The 25,401-nt window shown below is 72.6% G+C and carries 19 protein-coding genes; 11 read left to right on the forward strand and 8 right to left on the reverse strand.

The annotated features are described in order from the left end of the window. The first annotated feature begins 2 nt into the window (after window positions 1-2). From JEK78_RS15370 to JEK78_RS15385, 4 genes are read left to right on the forward strand one after another with little or no spacing between them, the layout of a single operon-like run. On the forward strand, window positions 3-1,781 hold the full coding sequence (locus tag JEK78_RS15370; protein ID WP_200259536.1) for a type I polyketide synthase: 1,779 nt from the start codon (window positions 3-5) through the stop codon (window positions 1,779-1,781). Window positions 1,782-1,830: 49 nt separating this feature from the next. Further along, the gene (locus JEK78_RS15375; protein WP_200259539.1) at window positions 1,831-3,126 is read left to right on the forward strand and encodes a cytochrome P450; all 1,296 of its coding nucleotides are present in this window, start codon (window positions 1,831-1,833) and stop codon (window positions 3,124-3,126) included. A gap of 33 nt (window positions 3,127-3,159) precedes the next feature. Then, a complete protein-coding gene (locus JEK78_RS15380; protein WP_242483092.1) occupies window positions 3,160-3,411 on the forward strand; it encodes an MbtH family NRPS accessory protein in 252 nt (83 codons plus the stop codon). Then, window positions 3,411-4,262: an alpha/beta hydrolase gene (locus tag JEK78_RS15385; RefSeq protein ID WP_200259542.1), complete on the forward strand. Its 852-nt coding sequence runs from the start codon at window positions 3,411-3,413 to the stop codon at window positions 4,260-4,262. The genes JEK78_RS15380 and JEK78_RS15385 overlap by 1 nt, the downstream gene beginning before the upstream one ends. A gap of 108 nt (window positions 4,263-4,370) precedes the next feature. On the opposite strand, the gene JEK78_RS15390 is transcribed toward JEK78_RS15385, so the two are convergent. Continuing rightward, a complete protein-coding gene (locus JEK78_RS15390; RefSeq protein ID WP_200259545.1) occupies window positions 4,371-4,616 on the reverse strand; it encodes a hypothetical protein in 246 nt (81 codons plus the stop codon). 260 nt (window positions 4,617-4,876) lie between these two features. Here JEK78_RS15390 and JEK78_RS15395 point away from each other — a divergent pair, with 260 nt between their 5' ends. The 3 genes from JEK78_RS15395 (at window position 4,877) to JEK78_RS15405 (ending at window position 7,747) form a co-directional block, all read left to right on the forward strand. Next, on the forward strand, window positions 4,877-5,179 hold the full coding sequence (locus JEK78_RS15395) for a hypothetical protein (RefSeq protein ID WP_200259548.1): 303 nt from the start codon (window positions 4,877-4,879) through the stop codon (window positions 5,177-5,179). Further along, window positions 5,180-7,294, forward strand: coding sequence for a 4-alpha-glucanotransferase (malQ, locus tag JEK78_RS15400; RefSeq protein WP_200259551.1), 2,115 nt, complete (start codon window positions 5,180-5,182; stop codon window positions 7,292-7,294). It abuts the gene before it with no gap. A 168-nt stretch (window positions 7,295-7,462) separates the two neighbouring features. Continuing rightward, on the forward strand, window positions 7,463-7,747 hold the full coding sequence (locus JEK78_RS15405) for a hypothetical protein (RefSeq protein ID WP_200264196.1): 285 nt from the start codon (window positions 7,463-7,465) through the stop codon (window positions 7,745-7,747). Window positions 7,748-8,040: 293 nt separating this feature from the next. Here the strand turns inward: JEK78_RS15405 and JEK78_RS15410 are convergent, their stop codons facing one another. Then, window positions 8,041-8,607 carry a TetR family transcriptional regulator gene (locus JEK78_RS15410; protein ID WP_200259554.1) on the reverse strand — a complete coding sequence of 189 codons (567 nt, stop codon included), beginning with the start codon at window positions 8,605-8,607 and terminating at the stop codon, window positions 8,041-8,043. A gap of 293 nt (window positions 8,608-8,900) precedes the next feature. Here JEK78_RS15410 and JEK78_RS15415 point away from each other — a divergent pair, with 293 nt between their 5' ends. Then, window positions 8,901-10,361 (forward strand): FAD-dependent monooxygenase, encoded by a 1,461-nt coding sequence (locus JEK78_RS15415; RefSeq protein ID WP_200259557.1) that lies wholly within the window; start codon window positions 8,901-8,903, stop codon window positions 10,359-10,361. A 33-nt stretch (window positions 10,362-10,394) separates the two neighbouring features. Here the strand turns inward: JEK78_RS15415 and JEK78_RS15420 are convergent, their stop codons facing one another. From JEK78_RS15420 to JEK78_RS15435, 4 genes are all read right to left on the reverse strand, one after another. Then, window positions 10,395-10,577 carry a hypothetical protein gene (locus tag JEK78_RS15420; RefSeq protein ID WP_200259560.1) on the reverse strand — a complete coding sequence of 61 codons (183 nt, stop codon included), beginning with the start codon at window positions 10,575-10,577 and terminating at the stop codon, window positions 10,395-10,397. A 195-nt stretch (window positions 10,578-10,772) separates the two neighbouring features. Further along, window positions 10,773-13,352 (reverse strand): aminopeptidase N, encoded by a 2,580-nt coding sequence (gene pepN / locus JEK78_RS15425; RefSeq protein ID WP_200259563.1) that lies wholly within the window; start codon window positions 13,350-13,352, stop codon window positions 10,773-10,775. Window positions 13,353-13,555: 203 nt separating this feature from the next. Next, complete coding sequence (locus JEK78_RS15430) at window positions 13,556-14,572, reverse strand: aspartate-semialdehyde dehydrogenase (protein ID WP_200259566.1); 1,017 nt, start codon at window positions 14,570-14,572, stop codon at window positions 13,556-13,558. A gap of 415 nt (window positions 14,573-14,987) precedes the next feature. Beyond that, a complete protein-coding gene (locus JEK78_RS15435) occupies window positions 14,988-18,302 on the reverse strand; it encodes a S8 family serine peptidase (RefSeq protein ID WP_200259569.1) in 3,315 nt (1,104 codons plus the stop codon). A 759-nt stretch (window positions 18,303-19,061) separates the two neighbouring features. Between JEK78_RS15435 and JEK78_RS15440 the strand changes: the two genes are divergently transcribed. Both JEK78_RS15440 and JEK78_RS15445 read left to right on the forward strand, forming a co-directional pair. Next, window positions 19,062-20,258, forward strand: a complete 1,197-nt coding sequence (locus tag JEK78_RS15440) for a serine hydrolase domain-containing protein (RefSeq protein ID WP_242483093.1) — start codon at window positions 19,062-19,064, stop codon at window positions 20,256-20,258. Between the two features lie 176 nt (window positions 20,259-20,434). Beyond that, window positions 20,435-20,617: a hypothetical protein gene (locus tag JEK78_RS15445; RefSeq protein ID WP_200259572.1), complete on the forward strand. Its 183-nt coding sequence runs from the start codon at window positions 20,435-20,437 to the stop codon at window positions 20,615-20,617. Window positions 20,618-20,885: 268 nt separating this feature from the next. On the opposite strand, the gene pepN (JEK78_RS15450) is transcribed toward JEK78_RS15445, so the two are convergent. Continuing rightward, window positions 20,886-23,465: an aminopeptidase N gene (gene pepN, locus JEK78_RS15450; RefSeq protein ID WP_200259575.1), complete on the reverse strand. Its 2,580-nt coding sequence runs from the start codon at window positions 23,463-23,465 to the stop codon at window positions 20,886-20,888. Window positions 23,466-23,776: 311 nt separating this feature from the next. Here pepN (JEK78_RS15450) and JEK78_RS15455 point away from each other — a divergent pair, with 311 nt between their 5' ends. Beyond that, window positions 23,777-24,415: a DsbA family protein gene (locus JEK78_RS15455; protein WP_200259578.1), complete on the forward strand. Its 639-nt coding sequence runs from the start codon at window positions 23,777-23,779 to the stop codon at window positions 24,413-24,415. A 25-nt stretch (window positions 24,416-24,440) separates the two neighbouring features. On the opposite strand, the gene JEK78_RS15460 is transcribed toward JEK78_RS15455, so the two are convergent. Then, window positions 24,441-25,391 (reverse strand): NAD(P)-dependent oxidoreductase, encoded by a 951-nt coding sequence (locus JEK78_RS15460; protein ID WP_200259581.1) that lies wholly within the window; start codon window positions 25,389-25,391, stop codon window positions 24,441-24,443. Window positions 25,392-25,401: the final 10 nt, after the last annotated feature.

A 25,401-nucleotide genomic window follows, 5' to 3' on the forward strand; every position in this document is an offset into this window, starting at 1 on the left:
AGATGAGCGACAACCCCGAGCAGGAATACGATCCGAGCGACATCGCGGTCATCGGCATGGCGTGCCGCTTCCCCGGCGCGCGGAACAAGGAGCGGTACTGGGACAACCTCGTCCACGGGCGGGAGTCCATCACCTTCCTCCGCCCGGAGGAGATCGAGGTCGACCAGGCGATCGTCAACAACCCCGCGTACGTGCGGGCCTGCGCCAGTCTCGACGGCTACGACGAGTTCGACCCCGAGGTCTTCGGGATCTCCGATCGCACGGCACGGCTGATGACGCCGGAACACCGGATCTACCTGGAGAGCGTCTGGGAGGCGCTGGAGGACGCCGGTTACGACCCCGAGCGCGTCCGGGGCGAGGTCGGCGTCTACGCGGGGGCCAACCCGATGACCCCGGCGCAGTACATCTCCCCACCGGACTGGGCCTCCGTCGGCCCCGAGGTGATGGACCGCAGCAACGCCTGGTTCACCGACACGATGACCTCCAACGCCCTCTTCTACACCGGCCTGACCGGCGAGGCGATCACCGTGACGGCGGTGTGCTCCGGGTTCCACTACTCCGTGCACCTGGCCTGCCAGTCCCTGTTGCTCGGTCAGACCGACATGGCCCTGGCCAGCGGCGTCATGGTCCGGTTGCCACACCGACGCGGCTACCTCTGGGAGGAGGGCCGCATCATGTCCCGGGACGGGCGCTGCCGCCCGTTCGACGCCAACGGCACCGGGACCAGGCTGGCCAGCGGCGTCGCCACGTTCCTGCTCAAGCCCCTCCAGGAGGCCGTCGCCGACCGCGACCACGTCTACGCCACCGTGAAGGGCACCGCCATCAACAACAACGGCGCCAGCGCCGTGTCGTACGGATTCGCCCAGCCCGAGCGCCTCAGCGCCTGCGTCGCCGGTGCCATGCACGCCGGCGGGGTGACCCCCGACACCGTCTCCATGTACGAGGCGAACGGTTTCGGCCTGCCCATCACCGACGGTCTGGAGGTCCGGGCGGCGCAGATGGCCTTCGGCAAGCAGACCGCCACCTGCTCCATCGGCTCGGTCAAGGGGAACATCGGTCACGCGGGCGTGGCCGCCGGTGGATCCGGCGCCGTCAAGGCGGCGTTGGCCCTGTACCACCGCACCCTGGCCCCCACGATCAACCTCACCGAGGTCAACGAGGACCTGGACTTCCCCAGCACCCCGTTCGTCCCGCAGATCGAGGCCGCCGACTGGGAGCCGGAGTCCGGAATCCGCAGGGCCGGTGTCACCGCCCTGGGCGGCGGCGGATACAACGCGCATCTCGTCCTGGAGGAGCCGCCCGCCCCGCCCGTCCGGGAACCGGAGTCCGGCGCCCCGCGCCTGGCGACCCTCTCGGCCCTCGACGACCGGGCCCTGGCCGAACGGCGGGCCGCGCTGCGTGAGTGGATCCTCGACCGCCCCGACGCGCGGCTCGACGACATCTGCTTCAGCCTCAACCTCGGCCGCAAGGTCATGCCCCGACGCTGGGCGGCCGTGGTCAGCGACGTGGCCGAGCTGGTCACGGCGCTCGCCGAAGGTCCCGGCGTCGAACCCGCCGACGGCGAGGGTGCCGCGGCCGGGTTCCGCCAGACCGACGACGGCTTCGCGCCCGCCACCACCGGTGAGACCCGCGACCGGGAGACGTTGCGCCGGCTGGCCGCCGTCTGGACCGGCGGCCGGCGCGTCGACTTCGCCGCCCTGCACCGTGGCGAGCGCAGCCATCGCGTCCCCCTGCCCGGCTACCCGTTCCGCCGACGACGGTTCTGGCGGACCGACTGGTGAACGCCGACCGGACCGCCCCCGCCCCCGCCCCGACCGCCGGAGCCCCGCGATGAACCCCACCGAGACCGCCCCGACCGGCCCCGCGAAGGTCGACTCCGCCCGCCCCGCCCCCGACCCGAACGACCCGGACACCATCGATCTCGCCGACCCCGCCACGTTCGCCGAGCACGACCTGAACGGCTTCTGGCGGACGTTGCGCGACACCCGGCCCGTCCACTGGAACCATCCGACCCGAGACCACCCCGGCTTCTGGGTGCTGTCCCGCCACGCGGACATCATGGACGTCTACCGCGACGACGAGAACTTCACCTCCGAGCGTGGGAACGTGCTGGTGACCCTGTTGGAAGGCGGAGACGCGGGCGCCGGTCGGATGCTCGCCGTCACCGACGGGCCACGCCACGAGCAGCTGCGCAAGATCCTGCTGCGGTCGTTGGGGCCGCGGGTCCTGCGTCCCGTCGCCGCCGCCGTCCGGGCCAACACCCGGGCGCTGGTGAGGGAAGCCGTCGCCCGAGACAGCTGCGACTTCGCCCTGGACATCGCCAGCCGCATCCCCATGACCACCATCTCGGACCTGCTCGCCGTCCCGAAGTCCGACCGTGACTTCCTGCTGACCCAGACCAAGCTGGCACTGAGCGCGGACGAACCGGACACCGACGAGACGGAGTCGGCGATGGCGCGCAACGAGATCCTGCTCTACTTCCAGGACCTGGTGGAACAGCGCCGCGAGACGCCGGGCGAGGACCTGGTGAGCGTCCTCGCGGGCAGCACCGTCGACGACGCGCCCCTCACCGACGAGGACATCGTCCTCAACTGCTACAGCCTGATCATCGGCGGGGACGAGACCAGCCGACTCACCATGATCGACAGCGTGTACACCCTCGCCGCCCACCCGGACCAGTGGCGCCGGCTGAAGGGCGGCGACTGCGAGATCGCCACCGCCGTCGACGAGGTGCTGCGCTGGGCCTCCCCCTCGATGCACTTCGGCCGGAGCGCGGTGCGCGACACCGAGATCCACGGAGTCCGTGTCGGCGAGGGCGACATCGTGACGCTCTGGCACGCCTCCGCCAACCGCGACGAGCGCGTCTTCGACCGACCGGACACCTTCGACCTGGGGCGCGCCCCCAACAAGCAGATCTCCTTCGGATACGGGCCGCACTTTTGTGTCGGCTCCTACCTCGCCAAGGTGGAGATATCCGAACTGCTCATGGCGCTAAGGGACTTCACCACGGGCTTCGAGCGCACCGGGGACGCCCCCCGAGTGCGGTCCAACCTGCTCACCGGGTTCTCCAGCCTGCCGGTGCGGTTCTTCCCCGATCACGCGGGGCTCGCCCGCGACGACAGCTGACCCCCAGACGGCGATACGAGGAAAGGTGACGAGATGTCCGCGAACAGCGGCAGTGGCGCGACGGCGGCGGTGGCCTCCGACACGGTGTCGGGCAGCCCCTTCGAGGAAGGCGAGGGGGACTGGCTGGTCGTGACCGACGGGGAGGGGCAGCACGCGTTGTGGCGGCCGTTCCTGCCGTCGCCCGCCGGGTGGCGCACCGTCTTCTCCGGGCCCGACCGGGAGGGCGCCCTGGACTACGTCGAGTCGCACGCGGCCCGTCTGGGGCCCGCCGGGGCCGGGCGCTGATGCCGTTCGTCACCGTCGACGGGGTACGTCTGCGCTGGGAGCGGCACGGCTCGGGCGAACCGGTCTTCCTCGTCGGCGGGGCGGGCACCTCCGGCCGAGCCTGGCTCATGCACCAGGTGCCGGCCCTGGTGGAGGCCGGCTACACGGCCTACGTCTACGACAGCAGGGGCATCCCGCCGAGCGACGAGTGCGCCGAGGGCTTCGGCGTCGACGACCTCGTGGCCGACCTGGCGGGGCTGATCGAGCGTCTGGAGCCCGGCCCGGTGCGGCTGGTGGGCACGTCCATGGGCGCCTACGTGGTGCAGGAACTCGCCCTGGCCCGACCCGAACTGGTGCGAAGCGCCGTGCTCATGGCGAGCCGCGCCCACCCCGACGTGCTCCGGGCGCGGTTGGCGATGGCCGAGGTCGAACTCGGCTACTCGGAGCCGGCGTTGCCGGCGCACTACCGGGCGACGGTCCGGGCGATGCAGATGCTCTCGCCCGCCACTCTGGACGACGAGGAGGCGATCACCGACTGGCTCGCGCTGCTCGAACTCGCCGGCCCCGACGGCCCGGGCGTCCGCGCCCAACTCGCTCTCCAGCCGATGCCCGACCGCCGCGCCGCCTACGCGGGCGTCACCGCGCCCTGCCACGTGATCGCCTTCGCGGACGACCTGATCACACCGCCGCGACACGGCCGGGCCCTCGCCGACTCCATCCCCGGCGCCGGTTTCGATCTCGTGGAGGACGCCGGGCACTTCGGCTACCTGGAGCGCCCGGACGTCGTCAACGCCATCATCCTGCGCCACCTCGCGGGCGCCGGCGGCTCGGCGGACACGGCTCCCGCCACCACGGCGGCGCGACGCGTGTAACGCCGGCGACCCCCGCGGCACCGCCCCCGTCACCGACCGGGCAGGCGGTCCGGCGGTGGCACGCGTCCTCCGCCGCACCCGCACGCCGGGACCCGGGAGGGCGCGGCGTCAGGTGTACCGCAGCTCCGCCGGTCGCACCGATCGTCCCAGCGCCGGCAGGGTCGTCGCGGCGGCCGACACGCAGGCCACGTACACCGCCGCCGGCACCAGGAGGGACTCGGCGGGCACCGAGAGGACCCCCGTCACCGAGCTGTACCAGGCGCCGATCGCCACGCCCCCGAGCCCGGCCGACAGCAGCGTCGGGGCGAGGGGGAGGGCGGTCTCCAGGAACCCCGTCCCATGTCGCGCTCGCATGGCCCCTCCCCGCCCTCTCGCTCTCCGTCCCCCGGGTCAAGGCCGGATAACAGCCTCATCACAATGGCGTCCAGCCCACCGCTTCCCGGACGGGCGTGTCACCGGTGCTGGTCCGTTCGACGGAATCGCACCGGTCCGTCCGGCGCTTTGGGAGGCACAATGTGAAGAGGAGCACGTCGCCCCCTCCGGGGCGTCTGTCCGGGCGTCGGCTGGGTAGGGCTGCACTGGACCGCAGAAGCCGTGCTCGACAAGGAGACCCCGTGGCCGCAACGGCATACAGTCCGCTTCACGCTCCGTCCAAACCCCTGGCGGAGCCGTCCGCCGACACCTGCACCCACCCGGACACGGACGGCCTCGACCCGTGCGCCTTCGGTTCCGAGGCCCTCTGCGTGGAGGCCCCGCTGACCAGCGAACCGCCCCTCCCCGAGGCCGAGCCGCTCACCAGCGAGTCGCCCTTCGCCGACGCGATGCCGCTGACCAGCGAATCCTCGCCCGAACTGACCGCGGTGGTGCCCGAGCAAGGCGTCCCCTCCTTCGAGGTCCCGGAAGTTCCGAGGTCGTAGATGACAGCCGCCGGGTCGGCCGAGCCGGAAGCCGGGGACCTGTCCCGGCTCGCCGCCCTGTACGGCGTCGACACCTCCTACCGACCCGCTCCCGACCGCACGGTGCCCGCCTCGGCGACCGCCGTCGCCTCGGCCCTGGCGGCCCTCGGCGTCGACGCCGGCGATCCGGACGCGATCCGCGCCTCGATCGCCGCCCGCGAGGCGGAGCTGGCGGCCCGACTCCTGCCTCCCACCCTGGTCCGTTGGGGCGGCGGCGAGACGCCGACGCCGCTGAAGGCCCTGCCCGAGGGCACCCGCCTGCGGGTCGACACCGAGCAGGGCGACATCCGCACCGGAGTCCGCGCCGGCCCCCGCGCCGACATCGGCGACCTGCCCCCCGGCGTACACCGACTCACCGCCACGGCGCCCGACGGCCGAACCGCGCGCTGCCACCTCGTCGTCGCCCCGTCGCGACTCCCCACCCCGACCGGACGGACCTACGGACTGTTGGTGCAGCTCTACTCGCTGCTCTCGGCCAACTCCTGGGGCATGGGGGACCTAGGCGACCTCGCCGAGCTGGCATCCTGGGCCGGACGGACCCTCGGCGCCGGATTCGTGCAGGTCAATCCCCTTCACGCGATGGTCCCGGGCAGCCCCTCCGATCATTCCCCCTACCGCCCCTCCTCCCGGCGCTTCCCCGACCCCGTCCATCTGCGGATCGAGTACGTCCCCGAGTTCGCCCACCTCGAAGAGTCCGGCCGCGCCAGACTGCGCCCCCTGCTGGAGCAGGCCGAGCGGCTGCGCGCCTCGGTTCTGGAGGGCGGCGCCCTGATCGACCGGGACTCGGTGTGGGCGCTGAAACGCCAGGCGCTGGAAGTGCTGCGACCCGTGCCGCTCGGCCCCGGTCGCAACGCCGCCTACCACGACTACCTCGCCGACCGAGGCAGGGATCTGGAGGACCACGCCACCTGGTGCGCCCTCGCCGAGGCCCACGGCCCCGACTGGCGTCGCTGGCCCGAGGCCCTGCGCGACCCGCGCTCGCGGGCCACGGCCCGGGCCAGGGCCCGGCTCATGGAGCGCGTCGACTTCCATTCCTGGCTCGCCTGGCTCACCGAGTGCCAGCTCGCGGAAGCCCAGCTCACCGCGCGTGCCGCCGGGATGTCGGTCGGCGTCGTGCACGACCTCGCCGTCGGTGTCCACCCGGGTGGCTCCGACGTCTGGGCACACCCGGAGCGGTACGCCACCGGGATGGCGGCGGGCGCCCCACCGGACGCCTTCGACTCCCGAGGCCAGGACTGGGGACTGCCACCCTTGCGACCGGACCGGCTCGCCGAGTCGGGGTACGCGCCCTTCCGTGACCTGTTGCGCGGCCTCTTCCGTCACGCGGGCGCCGTACGCGTGGACCACGTGATGGGCCTCTTCCGCCTCTGGTGGGTCCCCCGCGGCCGTCCGCCCTCCGAAGGTGTCTACGTCCGCTACGACGCCGAGGCCATGCTGGCCGTCCTGGTGCTGGAGGCGGCCCGCGCGGGGGTCGTGGTGATCGGCGAGGACCTCGGCACCGTGGAACCCCACATGCGCGAGGCGCTGCGCGAACGCGGAGTGCTCGGCACGTCGGTGCTGTGGTTCGAGCGGGATCACGAGGGCGACGGCGGACCACTTCACCCGGTCCGCTGGCGCGCGGACACGCTGGCCGCCGCCACCACGCACGATCTGCCTCCGGTCGCCTCCCGCCTCACCGGCGGCCATGTCGAGCTGCGTGCGGGGCTCGGGCTGCTGGACCGCTCGGTCGAGACGGAACGGGCGGCGGCGGAGGCCGACACCCGGGAGTGGGTCGCGCTCTTCTCCGAACTCGGCCTCCTGCCCGAGGCGGAGAGCGGCTCCCTCTCGGAGGAGGCCGCCATCCGGGCCGTCTACCGGTGCCTGTTGGCCACCCCCGCCCGTTTGGTCGGCATCTGGCTGCCCGACGCGATCGGCGACCGCCGGCCGCAGAACCTGCCCGGCACCCGCGACCAGTACCCGAACTGGCGGCTCCCGATCGCCGACGCCTCGGGCCGGCCGGTCACCTTGGAGGAGCTGGCCGAATCGCCTCGGTTGCACGCGCTGCTGGAGGCGGTCCGGGCCGGCACGGGCCGCTGACCGGGGCGCGTCGGCGTGGATCGGCGTCGACCGCGTGGCGGCGCGGGCGGCCCGCCGCGCGGTCGGGGTGCCCCACCGCCCCGGCGGGAGGTGTGGCGGTGGGGCACCCCGAGCGCGCGCGGCCCCCGAGCGTTCGCTACCTTGTGGACCGTGGACAACTTGTGGACCGTGGAGAAGAAGAACGCCCTGCGCGCCGGCGTCCTGGGCGCCGGTACGACGCTGATGCTGCTGCTCGTGTCGTCCCCCGCGTCGGCACTGACCCGCGACGACGGCGACGACCCCGGCCCCGGCCTGAGCGTCGTCGAGACGCTGGGGTTGTTCGTCTTCACCCCGATCGTCCTCTTCCTGGTCATCGCCGGCATCACCATGGCCCTGGACCGGTCCAAGCCCGAGCACCTGGTCAAGGCCCGCCCCTCCGGGGCCGAGGCCGCCGCGGCGGACACCAAGTCCTGACGGCGCGCGTCGCACCGTCTGGTCCCGTTCGCGTCGTGGCAGGCGCCGGTGACCGTGCCGACCGGCAGGGGCGGGTACGTGGCGATGGGTCGGTGCCTCCCTCGCTGTCGGGGCGGGACGCGGCCGCGGAAGTCGCCGATCGGGGCGTTTCGGTGTAGCGGCCCGGACGACGTGTGGTCGCGGTGCCGGTGCCTTCGGTGGAAGGCGGGCGGGTCCCCTCCGGGGGCCTGGCGGGCAGGGGACGGCGGCGGGGGCGTGGCTCGGACCCGGCACGAGCCGGTGTCCCGGCCCGGTCAGGGGCTCGGCGCCGTTAGATAGCGCTGGAGCGTGGGGGCCAGCCACGCCACGATCTCCTCGGGGGGCATGGCCGCGGCCGGCGGAAGACGCAGCACATACCGGGTCAGGGCGAGCCCGAGCAGTTGGGAGGCGGCCAACGCGGCCCGCGTCGGTACCTGCTCGGGGTCCGGGCAGATCCGGGCGACCAGGGGCAGCAGTTGGTCTCTGAACACGCCCTGGGTGCGCTCGGCCCCCGCCTGATTCGCGGCGGCGACCCTCAGGAGGGCCGTCGGGACCTCGTTCTCCTCCCAGAGGTCGAGGAAGTGGCGCACCAGGGCCTCTCCGACGGTGTCGCGGGGCAGGGTCGAGGGGTCGGGGAGACCGAGGTCCACGGTGGCCGCCGCCGCGAACAGGCCCTCCTTGCTGCCGTAGTAGCGCATCACCATCGAGGGGTCGATGCGGGCGTCCCGGGCGACGGCCCTGATGGTGGTCCGTTCGTATCCGTCCAAGGCGAAGCGCTCGCGCGCGGCTTCGAGAATGGCGGCTCGGGTGGTGTCCGAGCGCCGAGAGGTCGGTGGGGGCATGCCGCCAGAATATGTCAACGTTCGTTGGCCGGAATTCGTCGGTGAGTCCCCTCGGTGTCTGCTTTCCGGCCTCCGGTCCGCGATGTCAACACGCGTTTGCCAACACATGTTGACGTCCCTTCGTGCCCGCCCTAGCCTGGCAACAGGCTCCGGCTCGACTGTCGCCCCGTGTGGGCGGTCGGACGAGGCGGACGGGTCCGCCGGCCCACGCTTGTCGTTCCACGCTCGTCGGCCCACCGTTCTCCGCTCCGGCGCGGGCCCCGCCGGTGCGACCGACCCACCGGAGGAGACCCATGAACGAGACGCTCGACGACGGCCCTCGCCCCTCCGTCGTTGTCGTGGGCTCCGGCCCGACCGGTCTGTTGCTGGCGGGAGACCTGGCCGACGCCGGCATCCCCGTCACCGTCGTCGAGAAGCGCCCGCCGGGGATCGACAACCTCACCCGTGCCTTCGCCGTGCACGCCCGCACCCTGGAACAGTTCGACGTCCGCGGCCTCCTCGACGAACTGGAGCCGATGGGGCGTCCGCTGGAGCGGCTGCGCGTCTTCGGCCGACTCACCCTCGATCTGGGCGAGCTGCCCTCCCGCCACCGCCACCTCCTCGTGGTCCCGCAGTACGAAGTGGAGCGCGCCCTGGAGCGGCGAGCCGTCGCCCGCGGAGCGGCATTCCGGTACGAGACGGAGGTGACCGGTGTCCGCCAGGACCGGGACGGCGTCACCGTCGACGTCCGTGACCCCGACGGATCCCCGGGGACGCTGCGGGCCGCCTACGTCGTCGGCGCCGACGGCCTCCGCAGTACCGTGCGCGGCTCGCTCGGCCTGCCCTTCCCCGGGCACACCGTCATCCGGTCCGTCGTCCTGGCCGACGTGCGCCTCGGCGAGGACCCCGAAGCCCTGCTGACGGTCGACGGCTCTCGTGGTGCCTTCGCGCTCCTCGTGCCGTTCGGAGACGGCTACCACCGGGTCGTGTGCTGGCACCGGGAGCGGAACGAGCCCGACGGCCGGCCGGTGAGCCTGGCCGAGGTCAGGGAGATCACCCGCCTGGCCCTCGGCCGTGACCTCGGGATACGCGACGCCCGCTGGATGTCGCGGTTCCACAGCGACGAGCGTCAGGCGCCCGCCTACCGTGTCGGTCGGGTCTTCCTCGCGGGCGACGCGGCCCACGTCCACACTCCGGCGGGGGGACAGGGCATGAACACCGGGCTCCAGGACGCGGCCAACCTGTCCTGGAAGCTGGCCGCCGTGCTTCGCGGACACGCCGCGCCCGAACTCCTCGACACCTACCAGGCCGAACGACACCCGGTGGGGCGTGCGGCGCTGCGCAGCAGCGGGGCCATCGTGCGGCTGGTGACCGCCGACCGCCCCTGGACTCGGACGGCGCGGGCCGTCGCCACCGCCGTCCTCTCTCGGGTGGGTCCCGTCCGCCGGCGGGTGATCGGTCAGATCTCCGGGATCGGCTACCGCTACCCCGCGCCCCGAGGCGCCCACCCTCTGGTCGGCGTGCGCGTCCCCGACGTGGCCCTCGCCGGTGGCGGTCGGCTCTTCGAGGCGCTGCGCGGCGGCAGGTTCGTGCTCGTCACGCCGGACGGTGGCGCGACCCCGGACCGCCCGGACGAGGGCCGACTCGCCGTGACCCGCTGGGCGGGCGACCGCCGGACGACGCTGCTGGTCAGGCCCGACGGGTACGTGGCGTGGGCCGCGACCGAGGCCGGCCCGCGCGAGATCGAGTCCGCCCTCGCCGCGCACGTCGGCTGAGCCTCGGCGGGCAGGGCGTCAAGGGTGCGTCGGTCAGGCGACCGCGGCCTCCACCGCCAGGACGGTGACGATGGCCACCCACGCGCACACACCGAGGGCGGCCGAGAGGGCGGCGCCTACGGGCATGCCCCGCTCAGGCGTCTTCCCCGTGTCGGTCTCCCGCAGGAACGGGTCGGCGGAGGCGTCGGCGACGCCGAGGAGCGCGTACTCGGTCATGATGGACGTTCTCCCTGGTCAAGAGATGGGCCTCGACCATCGAGCCTCGCAGAGTGGCCGGCGACGTCGCGTCCCCCCGCCGGCCCGAGAGTCGGGGGGACGCGCCTCCGCCACTCGGTGGAGGGGGCCACCCGGCGAACTCCGCGCGTGGCCACCGGGCGCCCGGCGGTTCGCCGGACGCCCGCGCTCGGTCGGTCAGTGGGCCGCCGCGTCCGCGGCGCGGGCCCGCAGCGCCCGCTCGACGCCGGACCGGGACTCCGACACCAGGCGCCGCAGGGCCGCGCTCGGCTCGGCCTCCGAAAGCCAGGCGTCCGTCCGCTCCAGGGTGTCCCGGGACACCTGGACCGCGGGGTAGAGGCCGATGGCGATCTGCTGGGCCATCTCGTGCGAGCGGGTCTCCCACGCGCCCTTGAGCACCTCGAAGTACCGCTCGGTGTAGGGGGCGAGCAGCTCCCGCTGGTCGGTCTGGACAAACCCCGCGATCACCGCCGCCTGCACGGCGTTCGGCAGCTTGTCCGACTCGACCACCGAGGCCCAGGCCTCCGCCTTCGCTTCCGCCGTCGGCCGCGCCGCGCGCGCGGTGGCGGCGTGCCGGTCGCCCGCCGCGGTCCGGTCCCGGGCGTGCTCGGCGTCGATCTCCGTCTCGGCGAACCGACCCGTCGCCGCCAGCCGTTGGACGAACGCCCAGCGCAGCTCGGTGTCGACGGCCAGACCCTCGATCTCCCCAGAGCCGTCCAACAGACCCCGCAGGAGGTCGAGCTGCTCCGACGTCCGGGCGGTCTCGGCGAACGCGCGCGCCCAGGCCAGTTGGTGGTCGCCGCCCGGGGTCGCCGTGTGGAGGTGGTCTAGCGTGGCCTCCGTCCAGCGGGTGAGCAGTTCCTCCCGGGCGGTCGGGGCCGCGTAGAGGTCGATCGCGAGTTTCACCTGGCGTTGCAGCGACTGCACCACGCCGATGTCCGACTCCTTGGCGATGCCGGACAGCACCAGGGAGAGGTAGTCCCGAGCGGGTAGCTCCGCGTCGCGCGTCATGTCCCAGGCGGACGCCCAGCACAGGGCACGGGGCAGGGACTGCTCGAAGTCGCCCAGGCGCGCGGTGACGAAGGCCAGGGACTCCTCGTCGAGCCGGACCTTGGCGTAGGAGAGGTCGTCGTCGTTCAGCAGCACGACCGCCGGGCGCTTGGCGCCGACGAGCTGAGGCACGTCCGTCAACTCGCCGTCCACGTCCAGCTCCACGCGCTCGCCACGCACCAGCTTTCCTGACGCGTCCGGCTCGTAGCAGCCGATGGCGATGCGATGCGGGCGCAACGTCGGCTCGCCCGTGGCGCCCGCCGGCAGCGCGGGGGCCTCCTGCCGGACGGCGAAGGAGACGATGCGTCCCTCGGCGTCGACATCGACGACGGGCCGAAGGACGTTGATCCCGGCCGTCTCCAACCAGGCCCGGGACCAGGCCGACAGGTCCCGGCCAGAGGTCTCCTCCAGCGCGCCGAGCAGGTCCGTCAATCGGGTGTTGCCGAACGCGTGGCGCTCGAAGTAGGCCTGCACGCCCCGGAAGAACTCGTCCTCGCCGACGTAGGCGACCAGTTGCTTCAGGACGGAGGCGCCCTTGGCGTAGGTGATGCCGTCGAAGTTGACGAGAACGTCGTCCAGGTCGCCGATGTCCGCCATGATCGGGTGGGTGGAGGGCAACTGGTCCTGTCGGTAGGCCCAGGTCTTCATCGAGTTGGCGAACGTCGTCCAGGAGTGCGGCCACCGGGATCCGGGCGCCGCGGCCTGGCAGGCGATCGAGGTGTAGGTGGCGAACGACTCGTTCAACCAGAGGTCGTTCCACCACTCCATGGTGACCAGGTCGCCGAACCACATGTGGGCCAGCTCGTGCAGGATGGTCTCGGCGCGCACCTCGTACGCGGCGTCCGTCACCTTCGACCGGAAGATGTACTGGTCGCGGATGGTGACCGCGCCCGCGTTCTCCATCGCCCCCGCGTTGAACTCCGGCACGAACAACTGGTCGTACTTCTCGAACGGGTAGGGGTAGTGGAACTTCTCCTGGAACCAGTCGAAGCCCTGTCGGGTGACCTCGAAGATGGCGTCGGAGTCGAGGTGTTCGGCGAGCGAGGGCCGGCAGTAGATGCCGAGCGGCACGCTCTGGCCGTCCTTCTCGTAGACGCTGTGCACCGAGTGGTAGGGGCCGACGACGAGGGCGGTGATGTAGGTCGAGATCCGCGGGGTCGGCGCGAAGGCCCACACGTTGTCCCGAGGTTCCGGCGTGGGGGAGTTGGAGACGACCGTCCAGCCCTCGGGTGCCTTCACGGTGAAGCGGAAGGTCGCCTTGAGGTCGGGCTGCTCGAAGCTCGCGAACACCCGGCGGGCGTCCGGCACCTCGAACTGGGTGTACAAGTAAACCTGTTCGTCCACCGGATCGACGAACTTGTGCAGTCCCTCACCCGTGTTGGTGTACGCGCAGTCGGCGACCACCCTCAGGACGTTGCGGCCGGGCAACAGGCCCGGCAGGGCGATCCGCGCGTTGGCGAACACCTCGCCCGGCACCAGCGCGTCGCCGTTCAGAGTGACCTCGTGGACGGTGGGGGCCACCAGGTCGATGAACGACGCCGCCTCCCCGTCCGCGTCGGCGGCGACGTCGAAGCGCACCGTGGTAACGGACCGGAAGGTGTCGTCTCCCTGGGCCCCGGACAGATCCAGGTCGATCTCGTAGGAGTCGACGGTGAGCAGCTTCGCCCGCCGCCGTGCCTCTTCGCGAGTCAGGTTTGTGCCAGGCACGCGGTCATCTCCTCGTTTCGTGTGCGTCGCGTCATCCTTCCACGCCCGACGCGCCGGGCGCGATGTCCGGTTCTCGTCGGTCGGAGCCTGCCCGCTCCGAGTGCCGCCCTGGCCTCGACGGGTGGACGCGGGGAGGCCCGCCGGCCCCCGGTGACACCGGGAACGGCGGGCCTCTCACCCGAGGGTGCCGGTGCGCCGGAGGGCTAGCCGGCGCGCTCGGCCGCCACCAGCTCGGCCACCTGCACCGCGTTCAGGGCCGCCCCCTTGCGCAGGTTGTCCCCGGAGACGAAGAGGGCCAGGCCGTTGTCCACGGTCTCGTCCACGCGGATGCGGCCCACGTAGGAGGAGTCCCGACCCGCGGCGCGCAGCGGGGTGGGCACGTCGGTGACGACGACGCCCGGTGCCCCGGCGAGCAGCTCGGTGGCGCGCTCCACGCCGAGAGGTCGGGCGAAACGGGCGTGGATCTGCAGCGAGTGGCCCGTGAAGACGGGGACGCGGACGCAGGTGCCGGAGACCTTCAACTCGGGGATCCCCAGGATCTTGCGGGACTCGTGGCGGAGCTTCTGCTCCTCGTCGGTCTCGCGCAGACCGTCGTCCACCAGGGAGCCGGCCATCGGCAGCACGTTGTAGGCGATGGGCGCGACGTAGGTCTCGGGCTTGGGGAAGACGGCCGCGGATCCGTCGTGGGTGAGCTTGGGCGCGTCCTCACCGACCTTCCTGACCTGGTCGTACAGCTCGTCGACGCCGGCGAGGCCGGAACCGGAGACGGCCTGGTAGGTGGCGACGACCAGGGCTTCGAGGCCCGCCTCGGCGTGCAGCGGGCGCAGTACCGGCATCGCGGCCATCGTGGTGCAGTTCGGGTTGGCGATGATGCCCTTGGGGCGATCGGCGACCGCGTGCGGGTTCACCTCGGAGACCACCAGCGGCACCTCCGGGTGGCGCCGCCAGGCCGAGGAGTTGTCGATGACGACGGCGCCCTGGGCCGCCACCTTCTCGGCGAGGGCGCGGGAGGTGGCCCCGCCCGCGGAGAACAACACGATGTCCAGTCCGGAGTAGTCGGCCGTCGCGGCGTCCTCCACCGTCACCCCGTCCAGCACGCGGCCGGCGCTCCGCGCGGACGCGAACAGCCGCAGCTCGTCGAGCGGGAAGGAACGCTCGACGAGAATCCCGCGCATGACCGTGCCGACCTGACCGGTGGCTCCGACGATTCCGACCCTCACGACGACTCCCTTTCGTGACACGCGTGCGCCCGCCGGTACCGCGCGGGCCTCTCCATCATGCGACCATCCCCGGTCCGCCTTCCACTCCTCCGCCCGGTGGGTCCGGATACCGGACGGCGCCGATCCGCCCGCACGGGCGGGTGGCGACGGTCCCGCCCGGCGGCTGTCGGAGGGACGGGGCGGCCGGTGACCCCGATCCGGGGCCGCCGCCCTGCTCTTCCGCCCGCCTGCCCCCGGGACGCCGGTCCACACCGGGTGTGAGATAAGACTCGCCCGGCGCTCCGGAGCGCACGAAGGGCGGGCCCTGTCGGCCCCGAGGGGCGGAGAGGGCCCGCCCGAGGCGGAGCGGGTCCCGACGCCCCGGCGCAACGGCCGCCGGGGCGTCGGGTAGGTCGCCGTCGATCAGGGCGACGACCTATTCGACGACCTTCTCGATGGCCACGCTGCCGGAGCCCGCGACCGTGCCGTTCTCGTTCTCCAGCCGGACCTGGCCGAAGAAGGCCCGGCCCTCCGGAGCGGCGGCCCGGACCGTGACGCCGGCCGAGACCGTCGCGGACGCGCCCGTCTCCAGCCGGAGCGGAGCGGAGTCGGCGACGGTGACCGCCCCGAGGGCCTCGGAGAAGTACACGTCCCGGTAGTCGTACTCGGTGGAGCCGGACGGCACCGAGTAGCCGTAGACCTCGACGCGGTAGGTGCCGGCGGCGGGTTCGGAGACGGAGACGGACTCCTCCGAGTCACCGTCGGCGGACTGCCCGACGACCGCGCCGTCCTGGTCGTACACCGTGAGGTCCAGGTCGGCGGCGGTGTCCGAGACGCCGCCGATGGCGACGTCCAGCGACTCGGCGCCCTCGGGAACCTCGACGGTCGTCGTCAGGGCCTCGCCCTGGGCGATCGACGGACGGTCCGACGCGGCGGAACCGAGGGGGCCGCCGGCGAGCAGGGCGTCGATGGCGTCCAGGTCGTTGGTCACCGTCCAGGACGCCTCCACGGGCGTGCCCACCCGGGCCTCGGGCACCGTGACGGACTCGGGCTCGAAGGTGGCACCGAAGACGGCCATGTCCAGGGTGTACGGGTTGTTCAGCACCGGCGAGGTGCGCCGGGCCTCGACCTCGATCTCCCAGACACCGGGCTGCGGGTCGGCGTACGAGCGCACGTCGGGGCGGCAACCGTTCCCGTCGAGGTAGTTGTTGTAGCAGTAGGGCGTGGAGGTGGTGTCCACCGGCACGCCGTACGGGTGAATGGAGATGAACCGGGTCTGGCTCGCGTCGGTCAGACCCCCCATCGCCACCTCCAGCGCCTTCGTGCCCTCGGGCACGGTCACGAAGTGCGACTCGGGGGCGTTGCGCTGGACGGAGCCGGAGACGGACAGGCCGCCCTCCAGCGGCTGGGCGACCACGACCGTGGCGAGCATCAGCGTGTCGGTGCCCTGGGTGCGAGGGTCGTCGATCTCCAGGATGGCGCTCTTGATGCCCTCCGTGCGGGGCCTGGCCTCCACGGTGACGGTCACCGGCTCGTCCAGCGGCAGACGCACCTCGTCGGAGCCGACGACGCGGAAGGTCCGCTCCTCGTTGTTCGCGAAGCGCAGCTCGTGCCGGATCGCCCGGTCCTCGCCCGAGGTCCTGGTCAGGGTGATGTCGTACGTCCTGCGCTCGCCGGCCTCCAGACCGCCCTCGCGGTCGTACAGGCCCGTGCCGTACCCCGGCGTTTCGAGGTACTCGTCGATGGCGGTGTCGACCGGGGCCTGGACCGTGTACGTGTGGGCCGTCGCGCCCGCGCGGATGGAGCGCCAGGCGTCGGGCACGTTGATCAGGCCCGCGCCCTCCTCGTACGCCTGCACCCCGCGGATGTGGTCCGCGGTCGAGGTGAGTGCCGTGCGCAGGGTCGCGGGCGTCAGCTCGACGCCGTCCCGCTTCGCCGCCGACAGCAGCAGTGCCGCCGCGCCGGCGGCCTGCGGGGAGGCCATCGAGGTGCCCTGCAACATGCCGTAGCCCGCGGGCAGCTCGTAGCCGGCCTCGGCGACTGAGGAACCGGGCGACCAGGTCTGGATCGTGTTGATCGAGGCGCCGGGCGCGACCAGGGTCGGGGTGAATCCGCCGTCCTCGCGCGGACCGCGCGAGGAGAACGGCATCATCTGGTACTTGGTGCGCACCTCGGAGCCGTAGTTCGCGGCCCACGTCTCGCGGGAGACCGAAGCACCCACGGAGATCACCTTGTCGGCGACGCTCGGGTCCCCGATGGTGTTGGCCCCGGGGCCGGAGTTGCCGGCGGAGATCACCAGCTGGACGCCGTAGGTGTCGATCAGTCGGGTGTACAGCTCGGCACGCGCGTTGTTGCCGTCGTTGAGGGCCGGGAGGCCGCCGATCGACATGTTGACGATGTCGACGCCGCGATCGACGACGAGGTCGATCATGCCCTCGGTCAGCGCGACGTTGGTGCAGCCTCCGCTCCAGGTGCAGGCACGAGAGGAGACGATCTTCGCGCCGGGCGCCGCACCGTCCATTCGACCGCCGAAGAGGCCGTTGGCGGCGGCGATGCCCGCGACGTGCGAACCGTGCGATCCCTCGATCACGCCGATGTTGACGAAGTCGGCGGTGTCCCCGTCGCCGTTGTAGACGACGTCCTCGCGGATCTCGATCACGAACGGCTGGCGCTCGGCCACGTCGGTGGACGGGTCGTCGGTGCCGAAGTACCCGATCTGGAAGTCGTCCTTGTACGGCTTCATCGGAGTGTCGTCGGTGAAGTCGTTGTTCCCGTTCAGGTCGACGCGGACCGTGCCGGCGTCGTCGTCGTAGAGCATCCCCCAGGAGTCGGTGGTGTCGCCGTCCCGGTTCGCGTCGCCGTCCGCGTCGCCGCCGATGGTGTAGGACTCGCGGAAGGAGCTGATCCGGTAGGAGCCCTCCGGGGCCTTCCAGGTCTCGCCGCCGTAGGTGAAGGCGGGGCCGGTGACGGTGCTGACCATCGGCCGCCAGGTGCGGTCGCCGTCGACGACGGGGTCGGTGGCGGTGACCCAGTCGACGATCTTCCGTTCGCCGGTGGTGGTCTTCTGGAGCGCCGGATGGGCCAGGTCGACCCCGGAGTCCAGGATGCCGATCGTGATGCCGCGACCGTCCGCCTCCGGGTTCTGGCGCACGAAGTCGACGGCGCCCGTCTCGAAGGACGGGTTGTAGGGGTTCTTGGCGGGCGTACGACGGTCGGGACCGTCGTACTTGCCCTTGGCGCCCTTGGGCGCGCCCTTCGCGGTGTCCCCGCCCGGCGTCGGGTCGTCCAGCGGGATCTCCTCGCGCAGGTCGATGCCGTGCACGGAGGAGAGCTTCACGGCGGCGGCGATGGCCGCGTCCGCCCGCTCGGTGGGGACGGTGGCGCGTACGTAGCCGAGCTTGTCGTGGGTGAGGCCGACGGCGCCGCCGGGCACGGCGTCGAGTTCCTCGGCGACGCGCTCGGTGTCGCCCGGCGCGGTCGCGATCATCATCGTGACGTTCTTCTCGCCCTCGGCCTTGGCCTCGGCGAGCCGTTCGGCGTCGTCCGAACCGAGCTTCTCGTGGGCGGACTTCGCCGTTTCGTCGGCCCGCGAGACGGGGACGGTCGGAGCGGGCCCGTCCGAACCGTCGGCGGCGAGGGCCACGGGCACCGGTCCGGCGGCGGCCAGCGCCGCGACGAGCCCGGCGGCCACCGCGACGCGTGCGGCGCGTCTCGCTCCCGGTATCGGTTCGTTCTGGGGGGTGTGGGTCATCGGCATCCCTTGTGCGTAGGGGGACGAGTGAGGCGGTCGGGGCCCGCCGGCCCCGGTCGCGGTCCGGAATCCGGTCCCGGACGACCGCTCAGCCTGACGCAGATTCGGGGGGTTTGGGGAGTGGTGATCGCGGCCGTTCGGGCGCATGGCGTACTTCCGCCATGCGCCACCGAGGATCTTCCGGGCAGCCTGTGACATTCCTGTGTGTGCCGGGGTGCCCTCGCGTGGGGCGGGTGTGTCGGATGCCGCCGGCCGTCCTCCGCGAGGGGGAAGCCCGTGTCACCCGCGGCGGCGGCCGACTGGGCGACCCGGGGGGACGCCGGGCGGTGAACCGCGAACGACGGATTCCGGACGTTCTTGGGGCCCGCCCGCCCGAGGAAGACGATCGTCCGGGGCTTCTCCGCGGGAGGGCGAGCGGAGCCGACCCGCGCGGGGACGGGGGATGCCCGGCGGGGGCCCCGCGCACGGGTTCGCCGCTCCGCGTGCCCGCTCGGTCGGCGGTGGTCCCGAAGCCGCGACGGCGCTCGCGCGGGCGGGCTGTCGAAAGGGCAGTCCGGCGGGGGTGGGAGCCCCGAGGCGCCGCCCGCGTGCGGTCGGTGGCCCCTCGCGAGCGAGGGCGCTGCCGGCGTTCGTGGTCCGGGTCGGGGCGTCCCGAGAAAGGCCGGAATCCGCTCGACCCCGATCGTTCCTGGCAACTCCGTCGAGCGCGCGGAGGTCTTGTCCCCCGACCGTGCCGGTGGAGTGAGAAGGGGATGGGACATGGGCGGGAAGAGGATGGTCGGGGTCGCCTGTCGGCTCGTCGCGGCCGCCGCGGCGCTGTCGCTGGCGCTCACGGGGTCGGCTCTGGCCGCGACACCGACCGCCGGGCGGGACGGCGACCGGTCGACCGGGGTCGCGGAGGTCGAGCGGAACGGGGGCCACCGGGGCACTGTCGAGGCGCTGCGGACGCTCGTCCGTCAGGGGGTGCCCGGTGCCACCGCCGAGGTCCGGGAGGGCCGACGGGTCCGGACGGTCACCGTCGGTGTGGGGAACCTGCGCACGGCGGAGCCCAGGTCGACACGTGACCGCTACCGGGTCGGCAGCATCACCAAGACCTTCGTCGCCACCGTGCTGTCACAGTTGGAGGCCGAGGGCAGGCTCTCGCTGGACGACACGGTGGACCGCTGGTTGCCGGGGGTGGTCCAGGGCAACGGTCACGACGGAAGCGGGATCACCGTCCGCGCCCTCCTCGACCACACCAGCGGCGTGTACGACTACACCTCCGACGAGGAGTTCGCCCGCGCCCACCTCCTCGAGGACGGCTTCCTTCGCCACCGGTACGACACGCTGCCTCCCGAGCGCCTGGTGGCCGTCGCCATGGGACACGAACCGCTCTTCGCCCCGGGCACGTCCTGGGGGTACTCGAACACCAACTACATCCTCGCCGGGATGGTGATCGAGGAGGTCACCGGCGCCTCCTACGCCGACGAGATCCGGCGTCGCGTCATCGACCCGCTGGACCTGGAGGCGACGTCCGTACCGGGTACCCGCGTCACCATGCCGCGTCCCTCCGGTCGCGCCTACTCCAAGCTCGATCCCACCGGGACGGGGCGGACCCACGACGTCACCCGACTCAATCCGTCCATCGCCGGCGCCGCCGGAGAGATGATCTCCAGTTCGGCGGACCTGAACCGCTTCTACTCGGCGCTGCTGGGCGGCCGGATCCTCCCGGCCGAACAGTTGGCCCGGATGAAGAGCGTCATCGAGGCCCGGGACGGTCTCGGGTACGGACTCGGCCTGACCCGGACCGAGTTGAGCTGCGGTGTGGTGGTCTGGGGTCACGGCGGCGGTGTCCACGGCTCCGTGTCGCAAGCCGTGACCACCGAGGACGGGAAACACTCGCTGGCCTACAACCTCAACAGCGACTGGGTCGGGGACGGTCAGGGCGTCGTGGAGGCCGAGTTCTGCCGGGGGTGAGGTCGAACGACCGGAGGTCGCGGGCCCCTCGCCCGGCCACCCGCTCGTCCCCCGGGTGGGGGACGAGCGGGTCACCCGCCGCGGGGCCCGGGCGGGGGACCGACTCCCGGCGCCGGACGGGCGACGTTGGTGGGGTGCGCCATGACCGGCGTGTCACCCGCAGAGTGAGGAAGCGAATGATCACGCAGAGGGAGATCGTCCGAAAGATCTCCGCCGAGACGCCCACCCGACTCGACGAAATGGACGGCGAGCGCTACCGGCCGCATGTGGTCCCGATCTCGACCACCGCAGTACCCGTCGTGGCCACCGCCGTGCTGGTCATCGGCGCGGCGTCGGCCTTGGCGTCGGCCTTGGGATGAGCCCGCCGCGGCTCGCGGCGGGGGCCGGGCCACCGGGCCGGTGATCTCGGCCTCCGCTACGCGAGCGGGTCCGCGCCCCCGAGGGCGGTCCGGAGTGCTCACGGAGGCGACACCCGACCCGCCGGGACCGGCGTCCCCGCCTACGCCGCCCTTGCCCCGTCCGCGTGGCCGGAGGCCCTTCGACGACCGCCCCCGCCCGTTCGCGGACGAGTCCGGGCGAGGCCCCGCCTTGGCGACGACGCCCGGCCCGGTCCCACCCCTCCCGGGTTCAGTTCCACCCGGCCGCCGCGTCGCGCCGTTGCGCGCGCAGCGCGCGGGCCAGGTCGTCGCGGGCCTCCAGCACCAGTCGACGCAGCGCGGGCGCCGCGTCCGGGCGCGCGCTCAGCCAGGCGTCCGTCGCCTCCAACGTGGCCGGGTTGTCCAGGAGACGCGGATAGAGGCCGGCGACGACGTCCATGCCGATCTGGATGGAGCGCTCGTCCCACACCCGCTCGATCGCCGCGAAGTAGCGATCGGCGTAAGGGGCCAGCAGCTCCCGCTGGGAGGCTTGCGCGAATCCCTCGATGGTCGCCGCCACCAGGGCGTTGGACAGCGTGTCGGACTCCACGACGTCCTCCCAGGCCCGAGCCTTCACGGCCGCCGAGGGACGGGCCGCCAGGCAGCGCACCTGGTGTCGCCGGCCCGAGGCCGTGTCGTCGCGCGCCAGTTCCGTCGCGAGCATCGCCTCGTCGGCGACCCCGTGCGCGGCCAGCGGCCCCAGGAAGGCCCAGCGCAGCTCGCGGTCCACCTCCAGCCCCTCGATCCGCTCGGAGCCCGACAGCAGGTCGCCCAGCACCGTCAGGTCCGCCTCCCGGGACGCCACACCGGCGAAGAACCGGGCCCAGGCCAACTGGTGTTCGCTCCCGGGCCGCGCCTGCCGCAACTCCCGCACCGCGCCGTCGGCCAGTCGTCGCTCCCCGGTCTCCCGCCACTCCGGGGCGGCATAGTGCGTCACGGCCGACCCGGCCCACGCGTGCAGCATCTGCAGGACGCCGATATCGGACTCGCGGCCGGCGAAACGGAGCACCAGATCCACGAAGTCCCGTGCGGGCAGCAGGGCGTCGCGGGTCAGATTCCACAGGGCGGACCAGCACAGGGCGCGGGCCAGCGGATCCGTCAGATCACCGAGGTGGCAACGGAGGGTGTCGAGGGACGCGGTGTCGAACCGCATCTTGCAGTACGTCAGATCGTCGTCGTTGACCAGGACCAGGTCCGGCGTGGCGTTCCCGGCCAGTTCCTCGACGATCGTCCGCGCCCCCGAGACGTCGACCTCGGCCCGCGCGTACCGCTCCAGGGCGCCCGCCTCCGTCCTTCGGTACAGACCGACGGCGACGCGGTGAGGACGCAGTTCGGGGTGATCCTCCGACGCCTCCTGAAGGATGGTCAGCTCGTCTACGGAGCCGTCGTGGGCCGACACCACACGCGGGGTCAGGGTGTTGACGCCCGTGGTCTGCAACCAGGATCGGGCCCAGCCCCTCATGTCCCGCCCGCCGGTCTCTTCCAGTACCGAGAGGAGGTCACCGAGCCGGGTGTTCCCGTAGGCGTGGCGTTTGAAGTAGCGCCTGGCCCCCTCCAGGAACGCGTCCTGCCCGACGTACGCCACGAGTTGCTTGAGCACCGAGGCGCCCTTGGCGTAGGTGATGCCGTCGAAGTTGAGCTTGGCGTCCTGCAGATCCCGCACGTCGGCGGTGACCGGGTGCGTGGAGGGCCACTGGTCGGCACGGTACGCCCACGCCTTTCGACGGTTGGCGAAGGTGATCCAGCCGTCGGTGAATCGCGTGGCGCCCACCAGCGAGAACGAGCCCATGAAGTCGGCGAAGGACTCCTTCAACCACAGGTCGTCCCACCATTCCATGGTGACCAGGTCGCCGAACCACATGTGCGCCATCTCGTGCAGGATCACGTTGGCGCGGCCCTCGTAGGACGCCTGGGTCACCCTGCCGCGGAAGACGAACTCCTCCCGGAAGGTGACGAGTCCCGGGTTCTCCATGGCGCCGAGGTTGTATTCCGGCACGAACGCCTGGTCGTACTTGCCGAACGGGTAGGGGTAGTCGAAGTGGTCGTGGAAGAAGTCCAGCCCCTGCTTGGTGACGAGGAAGATGTCATCGGCGTCGAAGTACGGGGCGAGGCCCTTGCGGCACAGCGCCCCGAGGGGGATCCGCAGCCGGGTCCCGTCCGGCAGGTCCCGCTCGTAGGTGTCGGTCACCCGATGGTAGGGACCGGCGACGACACAGGTGATGTACGTGGAGATCGGCCTCGTCTCGGCGAACCGCCACACACCGTCCTCTCCCCGCTCGCCGGCTCCGTTGCCCCACACCGTCCACTCCCTCGGGGCCCGGACCTCGAAGCGGAACGGGGCCTTGAGGTCGGGCTGTTCGAAGTTGGCGAAAACCCGACGGGCGTCGGCGGGCTCGTACTGGGTGTAGAGGTAGACCTCGCCGTCCTCCGGGTCGACGAAGCGATGCAGCCCCTCTCCCGTGCGGGAATAGGCGCACCGGGCGTCCACGGTCAGCTCGTTGTCGGCGGCGAGGTCCTCCAACACGATCCGGGAGCCGTCGAACACCTCGCTGGGGTCCAGGTCCCGGCCGTTCAGCGACACGGCGGTCACGCTCGGTGCCACCAGGTCGGCGAAGCTCGTCGCGCCGGGTTCGTGGCAGCGGAAGCGGATGGTGGTGACGGACCGGAAGACGTCGTCGTCGGCCCGGTCGCCGACGGCGGAGCACACGTCGAGAAAGACCTCGTACCCGTCTACGGACAGCAGGGCGGCCCGCTCCCGGGCCTCGTCGCGGGACAGATTCTCACCGGGCACGGACGGTACTCCCTTGGCGCTTTCGGCATGCGGACTGGGCAGATCCTGTCACGTGGTCCAGCCGGAGGGCACGAGTGAGGGCGGCCGACCCGCGACGGGCCACGTGAAGGGCGTGTCGCGTGGCCCGCGCCTCCTGCCCTCGCCCTTCCCTCCCTCTTTCCCGGGCCCGTGGGGGCGTCCCTCCGGGTCTCCCGGGCCCGGCCCCCGTCCGCGCGGAACGGGGGCCGGGGCGCCGGGGACGGGAATGGACCGGCCGCGACCGGTGTTGACACAGGTCGATCCGAGATCCATCAGCACTCACGAGGAGAGACATGTCGGTCAAGACGCCCGTCGACTTCTGGTTCGACCCGCTGTGCCCCTGGGCCTGGATGACGTCCCGCTGGGTGCTGGAGGTCGAGAAGCTGCGGGACATCGAGATCCGCTGGCATCTGATGAGTCTCGCGGTGCTGAACGAGGAGCGGCTCGACGAGCTGCCCGACAGATACCGGGCGATGATGGAGACGGAGGCGTGGGGGCCGGTCCGGGTCGTGATCGCCGCACAGGAGGAACACGGTGCGGAGGTCCTCGGTGACCTGTACACGGCGATCGGCACCCGGGCCCACAACCGCCGGGAGGGAATAGGCAAGGACACGGTGGTCGCCGCGCTCCGCGAGGTGGGGCTCCCCGAGTCGCTGATGGGCCACTGGGACGCCACGCCGTACGAGGCGCAGTTGCGCGCCTCCCACAAGGAGGGCATCGACCTGGTCGGGCAGGACGTCGGCACGCCCGTGGTGGCGCTCCCGGGCCCGGACGGGGAGCCGATCGCGTTCTTCGGCCCGGTGGTTACCCCCACGCCCCTGGGCGAGGAGGCCGCCCGCCTGTGGGACGGAGCCGTCGCCGTCGCGTCGGTACCCGGCTTCTACGAGCTGAAGCGCACCCGCACCAAGGGGCCCGACTTCGGCAATCTCTAGCGGCCCGAACCGGGCGGCCGGTGGATCAGGTCAGGGCGTGGGCGGGGGGCACGCCGCGAAGCCAGCGGGCGACCTCGTCGGCCGCCGCCCGCACGGCTTTCTCCGCCGCCGCGCGGGTCGCGTCGGCCGCCCCGGGGGCGAGCAGCAACCGGCGGCCGGCCAGGGCGCGAAGGCGTGGGGGAGCGGTGTCGGAGGCGAGGGCGGCCCCCGACACCCTCCCGCTCTCCAGCGCCCGGGAGAGGGCCTCCTCGTCGACCTGAGGGCTCCCGGCCGTGTGCACCACCGCGGCGTCCGGCGGCAGGAGGGCCAGTTCTCGCGCGCCGACCAGGCCGCGGGTCTCGGGTGTGTCGGCGGCGTGCAGGGTGATCACGCGGGATCGGGTGAGCAGCTCGTCCAGAGAGGACACGCGAAGACCGTGGATCTCGCCTCGCGCGTAGGGGTCGTACACCAGCACCCGCGCGCCGAACGCGCAGAGCAGGCGGGCCACCCGGCCGCCCGCGGCTCCGTGGCCGATCACCCCCACCGGGAGGTCCTCCAGTTCCCTCCCCGCGTGCTCGTAGTCCGTCCGGCGTCCACCCCCGCCGACCGTGTGGCGCAGCAGGGCGAGCATCAGCCCCAGCGTGTGCTCGGCGACGGCGGCCGTGCCGCAGCCGGGCGTGTGGCAGATCCGCACGTCGCGTCGAGCGGCGGCCTCCCGATCCAGGTCCCCGGGCCTCTCGCCGCAGATCGCCACCAACCGGAGCGTGGGGCGCGCCTCCAGGAACTCCTCCGTGATCGGGGCGGACCGCGTGACGAGCGCGTCGATCCCCTTCGACGCGGCGAGCAGCTCCTCGCCGGTGATCTCGGCGTCGGCACCGCGAGTCAGTTCCCGCACCCGCGCGCGCGGGTCGCGGACCGCCTCGCCGATCGCCCGCGCGATCAGTGAGGACGGTATCCGGGCATCGCCGGCGGCCAGGATTCGTACCGAATCGGTCATTGTCGGGCAC

Origin of the sequence: Streptomyces sp. HSG2 (assembly GCF_016598575.1) — a bacterium.
Classification (GTDB): Bacteria; Actinomycetota; Actinomycetes; order Streptomycetales; family Streptomycetaceae; genus Streptomyces.